At 32.6% G+C, this 19,623-nt stretch carries 13 protein-coding genes and 1 pseudogene; 2 read left to right on the top strand and 12 right to left on the bottom strand.

The genetic code is table 11. The features are described 5' to 3' along the window. Positions 1 to 487: 487 nt before the first annotated feature. From MKY90_RS12510 to hblC, 7 genes are all read right to left on the bottom strand, one after another. Complete coding sequence (locus MKY90_RS12510) at positions 488 to 1,924, bottom strand: MBL fold metallo-hydrolase (protein WP_016126969.1); 1,437 nt, start codon at positions 1,922 to 1,924, stop codon at positions 488 to 490. Between the two features lie 66 nt (positions 1,925 to 1,990). Continuing rightward, positions 1,991 to 3,190, bottom strand: coding sequence for an NAD(P)/FAD-dependent oxidoreductase (locus tag MKY90_RS12505; RefSeq protein WP_016126968.1), 1,200 nt, complete (start codon positions 3,188 to 3,190; stop codon positions 1,991 to 1,993). A 528-nt stretch (positions 3,191 to 3,718) separates the two neighbouring features. After that, positions 3,719 to 3,973, bottom strand: coding sequence for a DUF5065 family protein (locus tag MKY90_RS12500; RefSeq protein ID WP_078177185.1), 255 nt, complete (start codon positions 3,971 to 3,973; stop codon positions 3,719 to 3,721). 676 nt (positions 3,974 to 4,649) lie between these two features. After that, positions 4,650 to 6,857: a M60 family metallopeptidase gene (locus tag MKY90_RS12495; RefSeq protein WP_215599651.1), complete on the bottom strand. Its 2,208-nt coding sequence runs from the start codon at positions 6,855 to 6,857 to the stop codon at positions 4,650 to 4,652. A gap of 511 nt (positions 6,858 to 7,368) precedes the next feature. Further along, positions 7,369 to 8,502 (bottom strand): hemolysin BL binding component B, encoded by a 1,134-nt coding sequence (hblA, locus tag MKY90_RS12490; RefSeq protein ID WP_002141823.1) that lies wholly within the window; start codon positions 8,500 to 8,502, stop codon positions 7,369 to 7,371. Between the two features lie 31 nt (positions 8,503 to 8,533). Further along, positions 8,534 to 9,763 carry a hemolysin BL lytic component L1 gene (gene hblD / locus MKY90_RS12485; protein ID WP_176523434.1) on the bottom strand — a complete coding sequence of 410 codons (1,230 nt, stop codon included), beginning with the start codon at positions 9,761 to 9,763 and terminating at the stop codon, positions 8,534 to 8,536. A gap of 62 nt (positions 9,764 to 9,825) precedes the next feature. Continuing rightward, on the bottom strand, positions 9,826 to 11,145 hold the full coding sequence (gene hblC / locus MKY90_RS12480; protein ID WP_215599652.1) for a hemolysin BL lytic component L2: 1,320 nt from the start codon (positions 11,143 to 11,145) through the stop codon (positions 9,826 to 9,828). 607 nt (positions 11,146 to 11,752) lie between these two features. On the opposite strand from hblC, the pseudogene MKY90_RS30420 reads away from it, so the two are divergent. Beyond that, positions 11,753 to 11,839, top strand: a pseudogene (locus MKY90_RS30420) (undecaprenyl-diphosphatase); the annotation flags it as partial. A gap of 7 nt (positions 11,840 to 11,846) precedes the next feature. Here MKY90_RS30420 and bla read toward each other — a convergent pair. Next, complete coding sequence (gene bla, locus MKY90_RS12475; RefSeq protein ID WP_176127024.1) at positions 11,847 to 12,773, bottom strand: class A beta-lactamase Bla1; 927 nt, start codon at positions 12,771 to 12,773, stop codon at positions 11,847 to 11,849. A 282-nt stretch (positions 12,774 to 13,055) separates the two neighbouring features. After that, positions 13,056 to 15,191 carry a peptidoglycan D,D-transpeptidase FtsI family protein gene (locus tag MKY90_RS12470; protein WP_215599653.1) on the bottom strand — a complete coding sequence of 712 codons (2,136 nt, stop codon included), beginning with the start codon at positions 15,189 to 15,191 and terminating at the stop codon, positions 13,056 to 13,058. 410 nt (positions 15,192 to 15,601) lie between these two features. On the opposite strand from MKY90_RS12470, the gene MKY90_RS12465 reads away from it, so the two are divergent. Beyond that, on the top strand, positions 15,602 to 17,362 hold the full coding sequence (locus MKY90_RS12465) for a peptidoglycan D,D-transpeptidase FtsI family protein (protein WP_215599654.1): 1,761 nt from the start codon (positions 15,602 to 15,604) through the stop codon (positions 17,360 to 17,362). An 11-nt stretch (positions 17,363 to 17,373) separates the two neighbouring features. On the opposite strand, the gene MKY90_RS12460 is transcribed toward MKY90_RS12465, so the two are convergent. The 3 genes from MKY90_RS12460 to MKY90_RS12450 form a co-directional block, all read right to left on the bottom strand. Then, positions 17,374 to 18,201 carry an SH3 domain-containing protein gene (locus tag MKY90_RS12460; RefSeq protein WP_199663247.1) on the bottom strand — a complete coding sequence of 276 codons (828 nt, stop codon included), beginning with the start codon at positions 18,199 to 18,201 and terminating at the stop codon, positions 17,374 to 17,376. Continuing rightward, entirely contained in the window at positions 18,191 to 18,724 is a 534-nt protein-coding gene (locus tag MKY90_RS12455; protein ID WP_002127457.1) for an RNA polymerase sigma factor, read from the bottom strand. The genes MKY90_RS12460 and MKY90_RS12455 overlap by 11 nt, the downstream gene beginning before the upstream one ends. A gap of 204 nt (positions 18,725 to 18,928) precedes the next feature. Continuing rightward, a complete protein-coding gene (locus MKY90_RS12450; RefSeq protein WP_016101987.1) occupies positions 18,929 to 19,609 on the bottom strand; it encodes a lipoprotein BA_5634 family protein in 681 nt (226 codons plus the stop codon). Between the last annotated feature and the right edge of the window lie 14 nt (positions 19,610 to 19,623).

Here is a 19,623-nt window from a genome sequence, read left to right as displayed (position 1 = left end):
TACAAGTTAAAATATAACTAATATGAAAATGCCTTTATTTAATTCCTTGTTTTTGAACTACCCCCACTTAACGACTTTGCGGCCTTTTTGAAGTGGGAGATTTCTGTGAACATCGGTGTATCCACCAGTTATCTTAGTAGGATCCGCCCGTAGTTCCTATGGTGGGAACTGAAGTGTCTTTTACGTTGCCTCACCACGTTTCCTACTTTAGCTTGATTTTCGCAATTTCGGCAAGCGCGGGACGATAGGACGTTGAAAATTTTACGATTGCAACGAATTTTCTGCAACCAACCTCATATCTTCAGTTTTCAAAGATCAATCTGTACAAGTATATGGTTAAAAACATTTTGGCTTACGCCAACCGACATGCATCCCCCACTTAAAATTGACGTTTTACACCTTCACATTTTTAAGAAAGGAGTCTTTTGTCAGAAATCGATAAAATCGCTCCAATTCCTATTCATATAAATTAGTAAAAAATATTTTCCTATACCTTGGAATTAAATGTATCATAAGGCAGTCCTGCTTTTTTCCATGCAAGAAATCCTCCCTTTAAATTAACTACTTTCTTTATATCAGCTTTTTGTAAAATGCTAGCTGCTATAGCGGAACGTAACCCCGTTCGACATTGTAAAACTATTGGACAATTTTTCGGTACATCATCTAGCCGTTCAAGTAGATTACCTAAAGTGATATGTATTGCATCATGAAGATGTCCTTCATCCCACTCTTTTTTACTACGCACATCGATAACCTTTACACTTCCATCTTTTATTAACGGATATAATTCATTTGATGTTTTTTCCTTATAAATCTCTAAACTATGGAATCTTTGAATTACCTTTGAAGGTGCAAAAGCAATAATATTATCTAAGCCAATGGACTCAAAGTCTCTAATAACTTCCTCCACTTTAACATTTTCCGCATCTAAAATTATTAAAGTTTCTTTTTTATAATCTAATATCCCCCCACACCAAGTTGTGAAAGAATTGTTATAAGGTATGTTAATTGACTTCTCGATGTGGCCAGCAGCAAAACACTCTACATCCCTTATATCAACTATTTGCTGAACACCCCTCATCACTTCTTGAAGTTCTTCTATTATATAAATAGCAGTAATCTCTCTCTTCTTACGAGTTGGTGGACCATACTTATTTAAATGCTTCATTAATGGAAAATACTTTGGAGGCTCTGGCTGTCCCGTCAATAAATTCGATATAAAATTATCTTCATCATTACATTGAAACGCCCAATTAAACATCTTTTCATAACCTAATGTGGAAGTTGGAATTGCTCCTAATGCTTTTCCACATGCACTTCCTGCACCATGTGATGGCCATATTTGCAAATAATCGGGGAGTATTTTTATTTTTTGTATAGAATCAAATAATTGTTTCGCTCCTATTTTTGCGGTATCTTTAATACCAACAGCAATTTCTAATAAATCGGGTCTACCTATATCTCCTACAAATATAAAATCACCTGTGAATATTCCTATCGGTTTATCATTCATATAATTATTTTGACTTGTATCGGTTACTAAAAAGGAAATACTTTCAGGCGTATGCCCTGGGGTATGAATGACATTGAATTTTATATGACCAACCTTAAACTCTGTTCCCTCTCTAACCAAATTGTATCGGCCCTCGTTAAGATTTTGATATTTCCAATCACTATCTCCTTCATCTGATACATATAAATTTGCATTAAAAAGAAGGGAAAGTTCTCTAGACCCAGATAGAAAATCTGCATGAATATGAGTCTCAGCCGCAGCAATTACTTCCATTCCCTCTTTCTTAGCAAATTCTATATATTGTTCTATATAGCGGCTGGGATCAATAACAATTGCTACGCCTTCCTTCTGACAACCAACTAAATAGGAAGCATGAGCTAATTTTTCATCATAAAAATATTTTAAAAGCATAGCTATTCCCTCCAAATGCTTATTTCAAATTACTTCTCGGTTGTTACAACAACTCTCTATCTTTCCTTATAGAATCCCTTTCAACATTAAATTCCAATACATATAGGGCAACATATACCTTTTAAGTAAAAACATACTATACCGTTCTTTCGCTTGATTAAACGGAAACGTTTCTTGAGGCTCATGTTCATAGTTAAATTCAGCGAGTATAAGACTTTTATATCCTGTAACAATCGGACAGGATGTATACCCATCATAATTAGCCTGCAAGTCTCTTCCATTAAGTACGTCCAAAATATTTTGTTTTAAGACAGGTATTTGTTTTCGAATTGCCGCTCCAGTTTTAGATGTAGGTAAATTGGTACAATCTCCAAGTCCAAAAATATTCTTATATTTTACATGCTGCAAAGTATAAGGACTTATATCTACCCACCCCTGATGATCACTTATCTCACTTTCTTTAATAAAGTTAGGTGGCCCCATTGGTGGAACAACATGTATCATACTATATGGTACTGTTTCTCGTTTCAGTGTTTGCGTATCTTCAAAAATTGCTTCTCTCTTTTCAGCGATAATTTCTACTAAGTTTTTATTATAGTTCGTTATAATTTGCTTTCTTTCTAGTACTTGTTCTAATGTTTCAGCATAACGCGGTACCTGAAATATGTTAGCGTTCGCAGAATAAAACATTACTTCACTTCTGTTTTTCAAACCGCTATTACAAAAATACTCTTCTGCTAAATACATAATTTTTTGTGGGGCGCCACCACATTTAATAGGAGTATTGGGGTGGGTAAAAATCGCATTTCCTCCTTTGAATTTTTCAATTTCTCTCCAAGTAGAATCAACATATTTATAAGAATAATTGCTACAAACCCCATTAGTCCCAATAGACTCCTTTAAGCCTTTAATACCACCCCAATTTATTTGTATACCGGCTGCTACAATAAGAATCTCATATTCAAGTAGCATTCCATCATCTAAAAGTATCTTATTTTGATCTGGAAACAACTTAACAACACTTTTAGGAATCCACGTTGCTCCTTTTGGAATAAGTGATTCTTGATCACGCATCGTACATTCCTTTGAAACAATTCCTCCCCCAACTAAACTCCATAGTGGTTGGAAGTAATGTTTTTTAGATGAATCGATAATAGCTATACTTTCTTTCAATAGGGATACATTTCGTAACAAATGTGCAGTAGAAGATAGTCCTGCAGTCCCAGCGCCAATCACAATAATTTTATAATTATCTCTGGTCTTCATTATCCTCTTCCTATCTGAATTTAATTTTTAAGTTAACTAATTATTAGCCTTATTTCATCGTAGTAACAATATTATAAGATAAAAATACTATTATTTTATCTTATTAAAACGAATATTCCGTTAACTTTATCCGTCGACATTACTATATGCGTAAATCCCTTATGTTACTTCTTTAATTTGTTTCAAACTCTACAAACTTTACATTTCTCAATATTAGCCTGTATCCTATCTCACTTTAATGTCATTACACTTCTATAGATAATGAAATGCAAGTTTCTTTGGTATGGTTTGTCCATCCTCCTTTTCAGGAGATAGACAAAAACAATCTTATTCCAATAGCTATATTACCTATTCTTTTTTGAATCTTTGTTATAAATATCTATACATGCATTTGAGAACGTCTTTGTTGTTTTTCCAGTCCCTCAATAATGTGAGAATTGCTATTACCATATTTCCCGTAGCCTTTGATTTATAGGGAGCTGAAAATACTACCTAATTAATCAATTCTAGCTACTGAGTAGGAAAGAGTTAATTAATTTGAAAATGATTTGAGTAGGTAAATTCTCCGTTATACTTAATTACTGCAATATATGTCCCTTTAGTATATACATTTGTAATTGGTGTTCTCCAAATTTCTAACCCTTTAGGCGTAGTAATAAATTCTGGTTCAATTGTAATAAAGCGTTGTAAAGTGCCGTCAGGGTGAACCTTGAAAATCTTCATTTTGGCACCAAAATGCGCTCTACCAAAACGTTGAGTTAAGTAGAAAGTATCTCCTGTTATGAGGTGTTCAATATTCCAGTCGGGTTGGTATGTAGCTATGAAGAATTAAGATCTTAACCAGCTTCAATTTGATTTTAACTTTTTTAATATAAACACATTTTACTTTTAATAGAAGTAAGTTAACTATTATATCCACCTACTCTTCGTATGCAATATTGCATACTAAGGGCCTTAAATATTTTGGTATACTATGCATGTGGATTTTTCATCCAAAATTCCACTCAAACGCATATTTATGTATATGCCGACCCTAATTGCTAAAAGTGAGAAGAATGTTATTCATTCTTCTCACTTTTTTTATTTAAAATGTGTGCTTGTACTTAGGTCTTTAGATATTTTACATTTTGAATCTTAATACTAATCCACGTATGTGAATTTCCTTATAAAAATAAACTCCAAAATAGAATTAATCTTCCAAATTCCACCTATGGAGTCAGTTGTTTTCTAAAAAACATTCCAGCGTTTTTATCAATTGATTTTAGAATAGTCAAATAATAATACCGTATACAAGCTCTGCATAAATTATTCATTTTCTTTTATATAATACCTACCTTTTTACTTCTAATAAATCATTAAACATTGGATTATATTTCACTTTTATATAAATAAAAGCCAAATAGCCGTTCATAATGAACGACTATTTGGCATCTTACTAATAATTTGAAGTTTATTCATATTAATCTATTTTGCTTAATCCCGTAGAAGTAACTTGATAGGTTCTTTTTTTACCTATATATTCCTGTTTACTATTCTCAAGGTTAATAAGTGTAGCCCGTGTCTTTTCCTTTACTGCTTCCCCTTCTATATGGGTAAACTCGATATAATCTCCCACTTTGACTGGCACAGTTTGTCTTTCAGCAGTTTGCTGTCTATTTCCCACTATTTCCTTATTGTACACAACACTACCGGATGAATTCTGTACTTTGATACTTGCATACGTATTATTAAAATAAGAATGTGGTACGCCTGCTTCTAAATTCACCTGTATTTTCTCTGTTACCCTATTATAATTTACTTTTGCAATTTCTCTATCACTATATCCTTTTAAAGACCAACCAAATTGATTTCCGTCTAAAACCGTTGTTTCTGGCATTTTTTCTACTTTCTTCAGACCTTCTTTTGTAACTTCGTACATTGCTTTTTTTCCAAAGCTTTCTTGTTTACTATTATCTACATTTGTGAAAGTAGCTCTATGCACACCTTCTAGATGTGTTAACTCAATATAATCCCCTACTTTGACTGGAACTTTTTGCGATTCAGCATTTTGTTGCTTGTTTCCATAAATGTCTTTCTTGTATACTACTTTTCCTGATGCATTTTGCACTTTAATACTCGCATATGTTTCATTAAAATAATGATGCGGTACGCCTGCTTTTAAGTCAATTTGCATTTCTTCTGTCGACTTATTGAAATTGATTTTAGCAAATTCGAAATCACTAATCCCTTTTAGTGACCATGAAAATTGGCTTCCTTCTAAAATATTATTTTCATTAGGCACATCTGGTTTAATTGGATTAGAATCCGTACCCTTCCAAATCTCTGCTGTTAAAATTGGATATCCTAATGCAGCCACTTTTTGAATGGTATTGTTATTTGGACGCAATCCCCACTTCTCAAAGAAAGGTATCAAATTTTGTTTGGCTACTTTTGATGCCGAAATCATAAATAATTGTTTTTTATTTTCATCAGTTTGTGGAAGTTCACTTGAAGACATGTCTCTATACAATTGATGCAATTTAGGATAGAAGTCCTCTCCATATGCTAACTGTAGTTGCCAAAGCATAACAAGCTTAACAAAAACATCACTAACTTCGTCATAATTTTTATTAGGTTGTTCTAAGTATTGAAATGCCTTAGTATAAGCGCCCTCCTGTTGCAATCTAAAAGATTGATTAGATGTAAATGCTTTTTCTACAGAAAGGCTGTAAATATTATTTTGTACTTCTGTCATATTATAAAACTTCCAAGGTGATTGCTGTCTCAAATGCCCTGCCTCATGCCAAGGACCCCAGCCATCTTTTATAAATTTATTAATATCTAACACGTATTGGATTGCATCTCCTACATATGCGGTTCGATAAGAAGTTGCATACATATAATAATCGGGAGAATGATTTTCTTCTACGTAATGAATATAATGTTTATCTACTTGTTCCTCGGATAAACCAGCTACTTTGTCTTGAATTCGAGTAGCTTCATCCATCTTTTTTAAGAGTTGTACAGGATCTGTATTAGAACCTAACAAATATTTCTTAACACGTGCAGGGCTGGCCGTAATTAATACACGTTCTCCTTTTAACTCCACTGCATGTGCATTGGGATATTGGTCCAGCATGTTTATTAAATCTTGTTTCGTATGCTTTCCTAGTTCAAAAAAAGGAGTAGTCGTTCCACCTGTTGTGACTGTTGTTCGAATGGTACCACCTTGTTGTTTATTATAAAAATAAATCATCCCCCCATTTGGAGATTGGATTGTGTTTATACCAGGTTTTAATGTAAATGATTTTATTTTAGAATCATCTCTCCAAGAAGCATCATACGAATACGTTCCAATGTATGCTTGAATATTTTGATTTCCTTCTACATTAATCGTTATTTGTTCATTTGGCTTTGCATATAAACCAGTGGGTTCATATGGACTAAATGCCATACTTTTTCTTTCCTGTTGTTTCAGTACCTCAACATCCCCTTTTCCTGGGACTGTATATATTCTGTTTTCTGATTTAACTGACTTTTCCTCTTGCAGTGATGTCGATATTTTTTTTTGCTGCTTTGTTTCCTCTGCAAAGACATCTGATGAAGAAACCATTCCAGTCGTAAGCATAGTTACTGTAGCGGTAGCTGCAAGTATTTTTCTAGTTTTATATTTTGAGTTATTCCCCATATTATCTCCCTCATTTTCCCTTAGTACATTTAAGGATTATTATTTTACTTATTACGTTTTTACACCAAAAATTTTTTACGCTATTTATGTTGTATCTAATACTCTATTTTTTCTCATAATAGTCTCCTTTTCTTTATTTCTAATTGTTTATAAATGTTATTTGATGACACATAAAATAACAACTTTAGGATAAACTTATCGATAACAACCTATTATGTTTTGATTTAGCATTCTTAACTTCCATCTAATTCTATAAAAGTATTCAATTAGGAAAATAAGAATATAAAGCTCACTAATCATAGATCAGGTTTTATGGAAAAATTCATAAAAATCATTCACCTTAAAAATTCAAACTTGTATAACTACTTTCTACATATAGGATGGAATTATAAAAATATTTCAATAAAATAAAAGACAGAGGCCTGATGATACCTCCGTCTTTTCAATTTATAAAGAACAAAAAATCATTTTATAACTGTATAAATGCCCTTGCAACAAATACTGTATTCCGCTATTTTTTTGAAGAAACAGGATCCATTTTTAATGTTTTTATCCCTTCTTTTAATGTAAACGCATCCGCTCTCAATGTTTTCCAACTATCTTTCGCTGCATTCAAATTAGGTTTTAGGAATTTGAATTTATTTTGATCCGCTTTTTGGGATGCTTTATCAATATGACTAAGCACTCCCGAATATTGAGAATCTAAATCATGCCATTGTGCAGACATATAGGTAAGTGCATTAATAGCCGATCCAATCGCATTGTGCATTTCATTAATATTATTATACGCAACACCAACTACACGATTTAATGTTACTTTATAATCTATAGTCTGACGTAATTGTGCTAACAACGGCTCTAACGTACCTAAATTATTTCTTGCTACCCCTATCATTACACCACCAGCAATCCACGTAGGAATTGAGGGAATTGATACAGTTATTATTCCATCTGATTCTACTTGTTTAAAATGTCTTACTTGCTCTAAAACTTCATTTAGGCGCTTTTCATCTTCATCAATTCCAGATGCTTGGTTTTTCAGAATCGAATGCAAAATATCTTTATGACCTCCAAATGCCCGGACATCTTCTCCAATACTATCTCTTAGCTTAGCTAGTTCTTGTATTAAATTCTGTGTATATGCTTGATTTTGTTTAATCTCACCTTGTAAATCTGTCATGCCTTCTTTTAATGTGTCTGCATCCCCTTCATTAATCGCTTCTACTAATGTGTCATAATAATTGTCGAATTTAGTATCATACTCTACAATCCCCGTCAGTGTATCTAAAAGTTGTTTTTTTATGTGTGAATCCCATTTCGTAGCATGCTCTCTTGCATTCTTTTGATCTTGTAGAATTTGACTAGGTAGATTTGTATATCCTTTAATGTCAATGCCTTCAAAGTTAACATCTGGGTTTTTAATTAACAAATAAGAGTAATCATTCATGGATTTTGCAAATACCCCAGCATCTTGCAAAGCTTTTTTCATCTTTTCGCTGTTTACAGAAAGAGATATATCTTCGGTACTAGTTTGTTCCATTTTACTTTCACTTGCGAAGGCTGCCACTGGAGAAACTACAGTAGTTGTTGTCAGAGTTAAAAACGTCGATACAGCAAGTAGTTTATAAGGAAAGTTTTTATTCATTTTAATTCCTCCTATACATATATATTGATTTTTAATTTGTTTTTTCTTGTTTAAAAGCAATGTCTTTTGAAATGAATTCTGCATCCTTATGAATATCATTCCAACTTTGTTTTGCAGCCTTTAAATCATCAGGTATTAAAGAAAGTTTATGTTCTTGCATTTGGTCGATATTATCATATAGATCTTTATAATTCGCTCCCATCGTATTCCATTGTTGCTGAATACTTGTTAGAGACATAATTGCTTGATCAACTGTTTGATACAAATATGTTAAAGTGTCTTTTGTATTAGTAAGTGAAATAACTGCTTGGTTAGCTAAATCAGCTTTCATACTTAATTCTCCAATTTTATTCGAAATTTCATTATAGGAGTTCATATGATTAGATGCCTCAACACCAGCTGCTGTTCCTAAACCGATACCAGCTGCCCCTAGAGCTGTTAGACCACCAACAACAGCTGGTGTCGCTGTGCCACCGGTCACAACAATTACTACCGCTCCTGCAATCGTTCCAATAACTAAAATAGCTGCTCCTAATCCACCACCAATTGACCAGGCTAATACATTATCAAAATGTGCTTTCTGCGTAGAACGTAAATTCTCAATTTCGGCCTGAAGTTGTGGGACTAGTGCTTGTTTTCCCGCTAATATAGCCGTTAATCCCCCTTGTCCATCTGGACCTCCAACATTATTTTTAAAATCTACAGTATTTGTATACAACTTTGTTTTGAAAGCTTCTAACATCTTAATAACTTCCGTAACTTCATTTGAATTTGTATGAATTGTACCGACTAAATCCCCTATTCCTTCTTTGAGGCCCGCCTTATCTTTCTTTTTTACAGTATCTACTAGTGTGTCGTAATAATTTTGAAATTGTTCATCATAATTTACAATATTACGTGCTGTCTTTTGAATGTTTGGCTTCGCTGTATCTAGCCAGTAATTTGCATTGATTCGTGACAGTTCCTGATTCAGGTGAATGTTTTTGATTAATTCTCCCCCTCCTGAACCTAAATCAATGTTGGATAAATTTACATTCGGTTGCTTAATCATTGTTTTTGCGTACAAATCCATTACAAGAATATGAGAGCCTGTTTCAGCCAACACTTTCTTTAACCCTTCAGGTCCTAACGCATAATTTTCTATTTTCTGTTCTTGTGCTGTCTGTTCTTGTGCAAGTGCGTGAATAGTACTACCATTCGTAGCAGTTATAACCGTTGCTAAAGTGGCCAAAGTTATGACCTTAAATGGAAATTTCATTATTTGATTCTCCTCCTTATTTTCAATTGAGTTATTATCTTTTTATTAAACCTAAATTCTTAATATTAAAATTTATAAACTTGTTCTTCGAGTTGATTTGTTACATTTTTTAGTCGTCTTAATGTATCTTTTTGAGACTGAGTGTTACTAGTATCAACTTCAGTCAATAATTTTGTAATACTATTATTTATTAGATTCAAATCCTCTTTATAACGTTTCATTAGCTCAATTTCTCCATCTACTTGATTAGCAAATGTATGCAAATCATTTTGCATGAAAAGAATCATTGATTTTTGTAAATCTGCTACTGTTAATTTAGTTGTTAAGTCATATAATTTCTGATTTTGTTTCTCTAAATCATTTAAATATACTCTTTGCTCTGCTGTTAGTTTATTAATTTCGGCAAAGGTACTATATGTTTTTTTAATTTTTTCAGGATCAATCACTTTCATAAGATCATACTCTTTCGTTTTTGTAACTGCAGCTGCAGCAATTTCACCTTTTTTACTTTTCTCTATCGTTTCACGTGCTTCTTTTTTGGCAACTTCAATTTCTATAGCTGATTTTCCCTTTTCTGTTGCTTCTTGCTCTGCTTTCTTCTCTGCTTCTACAATAGCATTGTTTATTTCTTTTCCTTTGTTATACGCTACTACCGCTGTTTGAGCAGCCGGTTCAATGATATCTTTTGATAGACTATAAATTTCTTGGAATACCTTTAGCCCTTGTTCATTTAAAGCTCCTGGTAATAATGCTATTTGCTGTAAATCATTTTGAATTAACTTTTTTGTATTTAGCATTTCATTTTTTAACTTGTCTATTTTTCCTGTTCCCTCTGAACTAAGTACACTCTGTGCTTTTACCACATCCGTATCAAGATTTTTCAACTTCTTATCTACCTGTAGTTTAAGATCTGTTAACTCATTAATCTGACGTTGCACGTTTTTTTGGTTTGTTATAGTCATATCTTGAAGAACTTCCAGTCTATCTAAAAACCCTTCTTTATCTTCCTTATTATCTACAAATCCTTTTAATGTTGGATAATAGCTATTAAAATTCGTTGCAAATCCTTTACTTTTTGAATTTAGTAGAATTAATTTTGGATATAGTTCTGATGACCACTCTTTCATATCTTGTTTAATTAGAAATTGAGTTGTATTTAAAGATGGAACTTCTTCAAGTTGCACATTCGGACTTACTAAGGCTCCATCTATAAAGGTTTGTGTTAATTTGGAGTGTGCACCTATTTTTCGTAATGCTGAGGAAATATCTATATTATCTTGTTTCGTTTCTGCCTGAACGATTGGCATTGCGAGAGTATTGATAGGAATAGTCGCTCCAGTAACGATTGATGTTATTAAAAATCCTGTCATAATTTTATTCTTCATTCCGTACACCTCTTCACTATTGTTTTTTACAGTTTTAATCGTAAATTTTGTACAACCTAACGTTAGGATTTCATCACACACACTTGAGGATAGAAATTTTTTTGATAGAGTAATCGTATCTCGTTTTTTATTTATTTTTGATAGAATATAAGGACCTTACTTCTCCCTCATTTTAAACACTATGTTTTTCATAAGTAAACCTGAAAATCACATTGATTAAATTTAATTTTTCAGATATTTATTATTCGAATTTAAAAATATTATGTTTAAAAAAGTTAAATACAAATTTCATTTCATAAAGTGAAATAATTATACTATGATAATTAAACATAAAAATTCTTTGATTCCCTTAAATCTATATGAATCCCTTACTTAAAAATGATTTCAATATAATTTAATAGTGATTAACACATATGTGTCTTTTATATGGATATGTAAAATTACATATCCATATAGGAGTATCTAGCTTAACTACTCCAAAATATTATTATCGTATACATAATAATCATATTGCTACGAACACCACAGGAGAAAATTTCCCTCATGCACTTTAGGGGATAAATTGTCCATGAAATAATAATTTTCGCTTATATACTTACTACTCATTATAGGAATACAAAAAAGCGATTCTTTTCACAGTAAAAAGAATCGCTTTCTAGGTTCCTATTTTCAATTACATTACAAAAAGAATTGAGAAATTATCATTTAAGAGCCTTAACTATAACTTCAGCTGCATCTGCAATTAGTTGATTATCATAGGTAGCCTCTTTCTCATCTTTACTAGATAAAATTGCGATGATAATGGGTGCTCTATTAGGCGGCCAAACGATAGCAATATCATTTCGTGTCCCATAACTTCCAGCTCCTGATTTATCTCCAACTACCCAGTCAGTTGGTACGCCTGCACGAATAAGTTTGTCTCCTGTAGCATTTCCTTTCATCCACTCTGTAAGAATTTTACGTTTATCAGCTGGAAGTGCATTTCCGACCGTAAAAGCCTTAAGATTGGTAGCAATGGCTTTCGCTGTACTAGTGTCACGAATGTCTCCTGGAGTAGCTTCGTTTAACTCTGGCTCAAAGCGATCAGCCATAGTAACCCGATCACCCATCTGTCTAAGTGCTTTTTCATATCCTTTAGGTCCACCTATTTTATTAAATAAAATGTTCCCGGCGGTATTATCACTGGAACGAACAGCCGCCTCTGCAATTTCCCCAAGTTTCATGCCTGTATCTACATGTTTCTCTGTAATGGGTGAATATTCCACCAAGTCGTCTTTCGTATAAGTGATAACTTCATTTAATTTCTCAGTTGAGTTTTGCTGTAGCAATACTCCTGCCGCTAATGCCTTGTAGGTTGATGCAAAGGCAAATCTTTCGTTAGGTCGATAAGCAATTGTTCGATTTGTACCAGTATCAATAGCATACACACCTAATCGAGCATCAAATTTTTTCTCAAGTTGAGAGAATTCTTTATACGTCGCATGATTTTTATGTTTAACTGGTCCGGTCTTTTCTTTCGCTTCAACTTGCAATGCCCCTCCTGTAAAAGCTTCTAGGCTTGTAAGACTTAAACCTAATATACCAACACATAAACCTATTTTTAGCATCCTCTTGTTTTTCAAAATCATCATTCCTTTCAAATTTTCAATACTGAAAACAAGTAGTAAATTCAATACACTGTATCCTATTTGAAAACCTGTTTTTATACGTACACATAATAGACCATCTAAGAAACAAGTTTGTTCCATAAATTTAAAACCTTTTTAACTAGTAGCCAAGATATTAACAAAAGTAAGAGATAGCAACTATGATAGCCGCTATCTCTTATTTCAAATCTTCCTTTTTCTTTAACTTATAAAGGCTTTTATATAAACAGGGTCTCTTCCCCTGAGAAAAGTGCACAAATTTTACTAATTTTGATTCGAACTATCTGTACTAGCAGCTTCACCATGTATACGTTGCTTTTTTAAATCAAAGTATACATCTAAAATTTCCTTTCCAATTATAGAATTAATTCCATTTTTATCATCATGAAGCCATGGGACTACTACAGAAAATGCTACTTCTGGATTATCATATGGAGCATATCCAACTAATGTTAAGTTGTAACATTCCATACGTTCTCCTTTTGCATTTCTACCAATTGGATCATCTCCACCATATACAGTTTGAGCTGTCCCTGTCTTTCCTGCTGGTTTATATGGCGCATTTTTGAAATACTTCACGCCAGTTCCATCACCTTCTTGGAATACCCATCTAAAACCTTCTTTTATCCGATCAATATGTTCTTTCTTCATATCAACTCGATTTAATACGACAGGCTCTATAGAGCGTATAACTTTACCGACCTCTTCTTCTTTTATTGATTGCTCTCGTATTTCTTGTACAATTTGGGGTTGCATTCTATATCCACCATTTGCAATAGTTGAAATATATTGTGCCAATTGCAATGGCGTATACGTATCATACTGACCGATAGAAAAATCTAGTAAAAACCCAGGTTGACTATCTACTTTTCTCGTTTGCCCAATTATTTCATTCGGTAAATCAATACCTGTTGGTACCCCTAAACCAAATTGTTTAAAATAATAACGCATTTTATCAAATGCTTCTTGTTTAATATCCAATGAACCATTCGGTACGTAATTAACTCCCGCAATTTTTAAAGCTGTCTGGAACATGTATACATTCGAAGATACTTGTAAAGCTCGTAAATCATTAATATTACCAAATCCGGATACATTCCATGATTTCTTGGCTTGTGTACCTTTAAATTTCATCGGTGCATCATAAAATTGATCTCCTGGCTGTATTGCCCCTGTCTCATATCCAGTTAATAACGTTGCGCCTTTTACAGCTGATCCTAGCTCATACGAAGTTGTCATGTTACCTAATGCCAAATCCTCAATCTCTATTTTCCCTTCTTTTTCTACAATCTTTTTGCCTGCCATAGATAAAATCTGTCCGTTATTTGGATTTGTCATGACGACAAACGCTCGGTCCAACAATGGCTCTGAACTCTTAAAAGCTCTCAAATTTTTCTCTATACTTTCTTCCACTTTCTTTTGTAATTCCATATCAATCGTTAATGTTAAACTACTACCACTTTTTCCTTTAGAGATTATTTCTGTGTTTATAATGTTTCCTGATTTATCAGTAATGTTTTTCACTTCTTCTTTTGTGCCGTGTAATACATCTTCATATCGTTGTTCAATATAACTTTTTCCTACACGATCATTACGGTTATATCCACGTACCAAATAAGAATCTAAGTTTTCTTTCGGTAATCCTTCTTCACTACTTGTAATATTACCTAACACGGAACGAAATAAATTACCATTTACATAATTACGTTCCCAATCAACTGTTGTATCTACTCCTGGAAATTCCGCAAGTTTTTCACTTATCCGCGCATATTCTTGATCTGTCACATCTTTTTTTATAATTTGTGGTGTCAGTTGATAACCTGAACTCATTTTACTTTTAATAGATAACACCTTTAAATCTTGTGCTGTTAATTCTGCCAATTCTACTTCTGTAACGCGACTTCGTCTTAAGTCTTGAATTTTTTTGTCTAGTTCTTTTCCCTCTATTCCCTTTTCTTTAAACTTTCCTATGTCGTTTTTAGTAATCTTTGATTCCGCACGTTTCGTATTCAATTGCATCCAGAAATCTTTTTTATCGATATCGGTTAATTTATTTATATCTTGCTCAGGCATTTCAAGTACCTTCGCCAAGTCTTTTGCTGTTTTTAAAATATCTTCACTCGTAATCCCCTTTACCCTTGTATACGTAATTGCGCGAAGAGATTTATTATTAACGACCGTTTTCCCTTCTCGATCTAGAATCTGTCCACGTGGAACTGGTATACTAGTTGTTTCATTTTGACTGTTTTCCACTTGGTTCTTATAAGCCTCTCCCTCAACGATTTGTACTTTTCCTAGCTGCATAATAATAGCTGAGAATAGTACAAATATGCAAAGGAACATTATATTCAATCGAATAGATATATATGTCTTCTGTTTCTTTACTTTTTGTTCTTTCATAAATCCTCCATATAATTCTTCAGGAAATCCTCACTAATACTTAGTAAATAAATATACTAAAAGCGTTCCCTATATATTAGAAACCACTATTCAGTTATAATAGTGTCTTATCTTTTTTGTTAAATCCTTGTAAGCATCCATTCCTTTTGGTTTAGCCGCGTAATTGATAAATCTCCCTTCCTGTTTTTTTCTCTATTTTTTTGTCGCCTGCATTAGAAATGCTAAACTGTATAATGACTCATATTAAACTTACACATAGACTTACTATTAACATGTACTTTTTTTCATACTGATTGTTCCTTTCTTCATGCTGTAATACTTAATAGACAACCTAAGTAATAAAGTTGTTCCACATTTACAAAAAAAAAAATTAACTATAAGATGGAATAGGCTACATAAGGGAGGGTTATATGTTACATACGAAAAGATGGAGATTTTTTGCGGTTCTTTCTATTGTAAGTTTGATTTTACTAATTTTATTAAAAATCAACTTCATTTCAATTACTATCGCAACTTCTTCAGCTGAAAGAGGAAAAATTTTTGATCAAAATGGTGTAATACTAGCTACAAATAAGAAAGTTAAGTCTCTATATTGCACTTCTAATGATGAAAAACTATCGAATAAAGATACATCAAACACATTAGCTTTTTTCAATCAATTTTCAAACGAGTTTCAACATGACATTTCTACAGAGGACATAAAATCTCAATTACAACAATCCTGTAATAAGCAGACTATGAATGAAATATCCTTATACTCTGATATAAATAAAAATGAAATTTCATTCATAAGCAAGAATAAACCTAAAAATGTAGTGATCAAAGACGAATTCATTCGATATTATCCAAAGAACGAAATTGCTTCACAAGTAATTGGGTATGTAGAAAATGACCTTAATTCTAAAAATGTACCTGTTGGTAAAAGTGGGATTGAGTTTCAATATGAAAATGATTTAAAAGGAAAACCCGGAAAAACTCTGATTTTTAAAATGAATAATAAAAAGTTCTTATGGAACATTCAAAAAGTACAAAAAGGAAAAGATGTCCGGCTAGCTTTAGACTCTAAATTGCAGCAAAAAACAGAGGAAGCACTAAGATCTCAAATTAAGAAAGTACCTGATGCTAATGCTGGTTATGCAGTAGTAACCGATGTAAAAACTGGCGCAATATTAACTATGGCCAATTCGGCAGTTTTTGATCCAAATATATTAAATACACATGTATCATCTAAAAAAGAAAACATTAAATCCCTTTCGCAAAATAAAGCAATTCAAAAATTAAAGTATGGTGAATCTTATGTAAATATGGCCTCTACTATAAAGCCACTTACTATTTTAATCGGATTAAACGAAAAGCTCTTTCAACCTGAGGATACATATTTGGATAATGGTAGTTTTCAGTATGATAATCAAAATAACATCACTAATGCTCCTGGAACACCAACAGGTGAAATTACACCGATTCAAGCTATCATTAATTCATCAAATACATTTATGACGGCAAAAGTAGCTCTCCCCTTATTCAACCGAAATAATGGGAATATAGAAAAAGTAGCAAATATATGGACAGATTATTTAAAGCAATTTGGCCTCCGCTCTAAAACTGGTATTGATTTACCCTTTGAAGAAGACGGAGAATATGAATTTCATCCATCTAATAAGTTTGAAAATGGAATCTCTGCTTTATTAAATGCATCTTGGGGAGGAAATGAAGTACACACCCCTCTACAACTTGCTCAATATGCAGCAACTTTGGCAAGTAAAGGTGATAAATATAAACCTCAAATCGTAAGTGTTATTATTGGTCAAGACGATAAGGAAACAAAAAAGTTTAAACCACTCTTAGAAAGTTCAAATCGTTATCCTATGAAATTTTGGAGTGTCGTGCAAGGTGGGATGAGTCAAAATATAGAGGAGATTAAAAACTTGCCCTTTCATGTCGCGGGTAAAACAGGGATAACTGGCTCTCCGAACGAGCAAGAAAGAATGATAAATCATTCTCTTTTCATTGCATATGCTCCTACCGAAGATCCAAAAATTGCTATTTCTGTCGTTATTCCTGGTAGTAATTCGGAAAAAAATATTGCTGCTCTCGTTACATCAGAAATTTTAGAGTGCTGGAATTCACTTCAAAAAGAGGATAAAGATAAAGAGGAAGGTTCATTAAAGTGAACCTTCCTCTTTTACCATATAGAATCTATATTCGTTATTTCCCATATACCTTCATCATTCTTTTCAAATATGAAAGAATATTTAATATCAGTTAAAACATACTCTTTTTGTACATATCCAGTATGACCGTTAATTGTCGATACTTTTATAAATCCATCATTCCGTACTTTTTCTGGAATCAAAGCTTTTACCATTTCATTAGATACTTCATATAAAACTTGTGATTCTCGTTTTGGTTCAGCTAAAATTTTCGTTTTATTTCCAGTAACAGTTGCATATATAAAATGCGATTGCTTTGGTTGGTTACTTTCTGTCAATCCACTTGGTACTTTGTATGCTTTCTTTGTATCATTTGCAAATTCTCCCCCCATTGTAAGAGCGACTTGCAACTCATGAAAAATATCCTCATCAAACTTCAATTCATCCTTCTGATAACTTTTCCCTTTAAATAGAACTTCATCATTTAACGCTCTATACAGGTCATTTTCATTTTTTGAATTTGTACTTCGATATAACTCATTCATAAATTGTTTTAATGATGGATCTTGAGCAGACTCATCTTTTGTTTTAGGCTTAATTTGAGTACTACTTTGTACCGGTGATTTATTATCATCAAGCCAAGGTTGTTGAACAATAAAAAATAACATTGTACAAACCAAAACAACTACAATAGGCAATGCTTTTTTACGAAATGGTCTCTTGTATGGTACAGAGTCTACTTCACTATTTTGGTATATCGATTGCTTTATTTTATAAATAAATGCTTCTTCATCTTTACGACGCTCCATTGGTCCATTTTTTAATTTGCTATACCAGTCAGGATTTTTTTTATTGTTCATCACTTCTACCCTCCCCTATTAATTTTGAAACTTTACTTCTTGCTCTGCTTAACCTAGATTTGACTGTTCCAATGGATACACCTAATGTTTCAGCCATTTCTTCATAAGATAATTCATATTTCGCGTCCAATATTAGTATTTCGCGGTGTTTTTTAGGTAGTTTTAATACAACATCCCACACATCATTCATTTCCTCTTGATTAAAAAATTCTTGTTCTGCCGATGGAGATTGCTTATCGTCACTAAAAAATCCCACTAAAGATATCCTTTTAAAATAAGAGGATTTCAAATAGTTTATTGCCGTATTTCTTGTAATTTTTAATATCCACGTTTTAATAGATGACTCCTTTCGAAACGAATTCCAATGTTTAAAAACCTTAATAAATACATCTTGTGTGATGTCATCTGATAAGTGTGGATCTTTCGTAATAATAAATGAATAATTCCATACATCTTGCCAATAGTCTTTTATAACATAGTCAAGCTCATCATGATTACATTTTTCAATAAACTTCTGTTCCATTTCCACACCTCAAACTTATTTGAATAAACATAAAACTGCCCTCACTTTTAATATGGTTTCAATATATAGACATGATACAAGTTTCATTTGTTCCATTGTTTATCTTTTTTTTCGATAGATGATATTTCTTAAAAAAATGTAATAAAAAAGACCAGGATAAATTCTTAAAATCATCCTGGTTTTTCTGTATTAAATATATTTTTATTATTTTTTTATAATAGAAACCGCATCTAATACATCCACTTGACTCCCCATAGTTTTAGTGAGTTTTTTCCATTCAGTTTCTGCTTGTACAGCCGTAACATCATCTGTGTTATATGGTCTATCTTCACCATACGATTTATTGAAATGAAGGATTTCCATTGATGTTTCATTTACAGGGATTTGATTGAAAGTCGCATTATCAACAATTACAATCAATTCCTCGTAATTTGGATTACGATAGTGACCAAACCAAGTATCACTAGCATACTGGACATCTATTTTCTTTTCATTAATTGTTAATTCCTTGATTTTTTTATTTTTCTTACTAGCTAGTAAGACAGCTTTACCTTTTGGAACTGAAGGTACTGACTTAATTGGGTCTGAACTCCATACTTCATCATCATTATCTGACTCTCTTAATACACCTAACCCAACCATTTTTTTCGCTGTTTTTTGATCCATCATTAATACTTGTTTACCATCAATTTCTGCTTGCTTCACTTTATACAAAGTGTTGGTCTTAATTTCACTTTTATGTTGATTTACTATTCCTTTTAATGATTGTTCTCCTCCAATTAATAAAGCGGCATTCCTTGGTTCTTCTTTCTTCCCAAAAGAACAAGCTCCTAACATAGAAATAGATACAATCCCTGCCACGCACACTTTCATTACTTTTTTCATTGCTTTTTCTCCTC

The sequence above is a fragment of the Bacillus sp. FSL P2-0099 genome (genome assembly GCF_038007445.1).
Lineage (GTDB): Bacteria > Bacillota > Bacilli > Bacillales > Bacillaceae_G > Bacillus_A > Bacillus_A mycoides.
The sequence above is the reverse complement of the archived record's forward strand: the minus strand, read 5'-3'. Positions and strand labels throughout refer to the sequence as shown.

Bases quoted from the DNA above. Each gene is read 5' to 3' on its own strand.
- hblC (WP_215599652.1), bottom strand. From the start codon at position 11,145: ATGAAGAATAAAATTATGACAGGATTTTTAATAACATCAATCGTTACT.
- MKY90_RS12455 (WP_002127457.1), bottom strand. From the start codon at position 18,724: ATGGAACAGAAGTTTATTGAAAAATGTAATCATGATGAGCTTGACTAT.
- bla (WP_176127024.1), bottom strand. From the start codon at position 12,773: ATGATTTTGAAAAACAAGAGGATGCTAAAAATAGGTTTATGTGTTGGT.
- MKY90_RS12495 (WP_215599651.1), bottom strand. From the start codon at position 6,857: ATGGGGAATAACTCAAAATATAAAACTAGAAAAATACTTGCAGCTACC.
- MKY90_RS12510 (WP_016126969.1), bottom strand. From the start codon at position 1,924: ATGCTTTTAAAATATTTTTATGATGAAAAATTAGCTCATGCTTCCTAT.
- MKY90_RS12460 (WP_199663247.1), bottom strand. From the start codon at position 18,201: ATGAACAATAAAAAAAATCCTGACTGGTATAGCAAATTAAAAAATGGA.
- MKY90_RS12465 (WP_215599654.1), top strand. From the start codon at position 15,602: ATGTTACATACGAAAAGATGGAGATTTTTTGCGGTTCTTTCTATTGTA.
- hblA (WP_002141823.1), bottom strand. From the start codon at position 8,502: ATGAATAAAAACTTTCCTTATAAACTACTTGCTGTATCGACGTTTTTA.
- MKY90_RS12470 (WP_215599653.1), bottom strand. From the start codon at position 15,191: ATGAAAGAACAAAAAGTAAAGAAACAGAAGACATATATATCTATTCGA.
- MKY90_RS12450 (WP_016101987.1), bottom strand. From the start codon at position 19,609: ATGAAAAAAGTAATGAAAGTGTGCGTGGCAGGGATTGTATCTATTTCT.
- MKY90_RS12505 (WP_016126968.1), bottom strand. From the start codon at position 3,190: ATGAAGACCAGAGATAATTATAAAATTATTGTGATTGGCGCTGGGACT.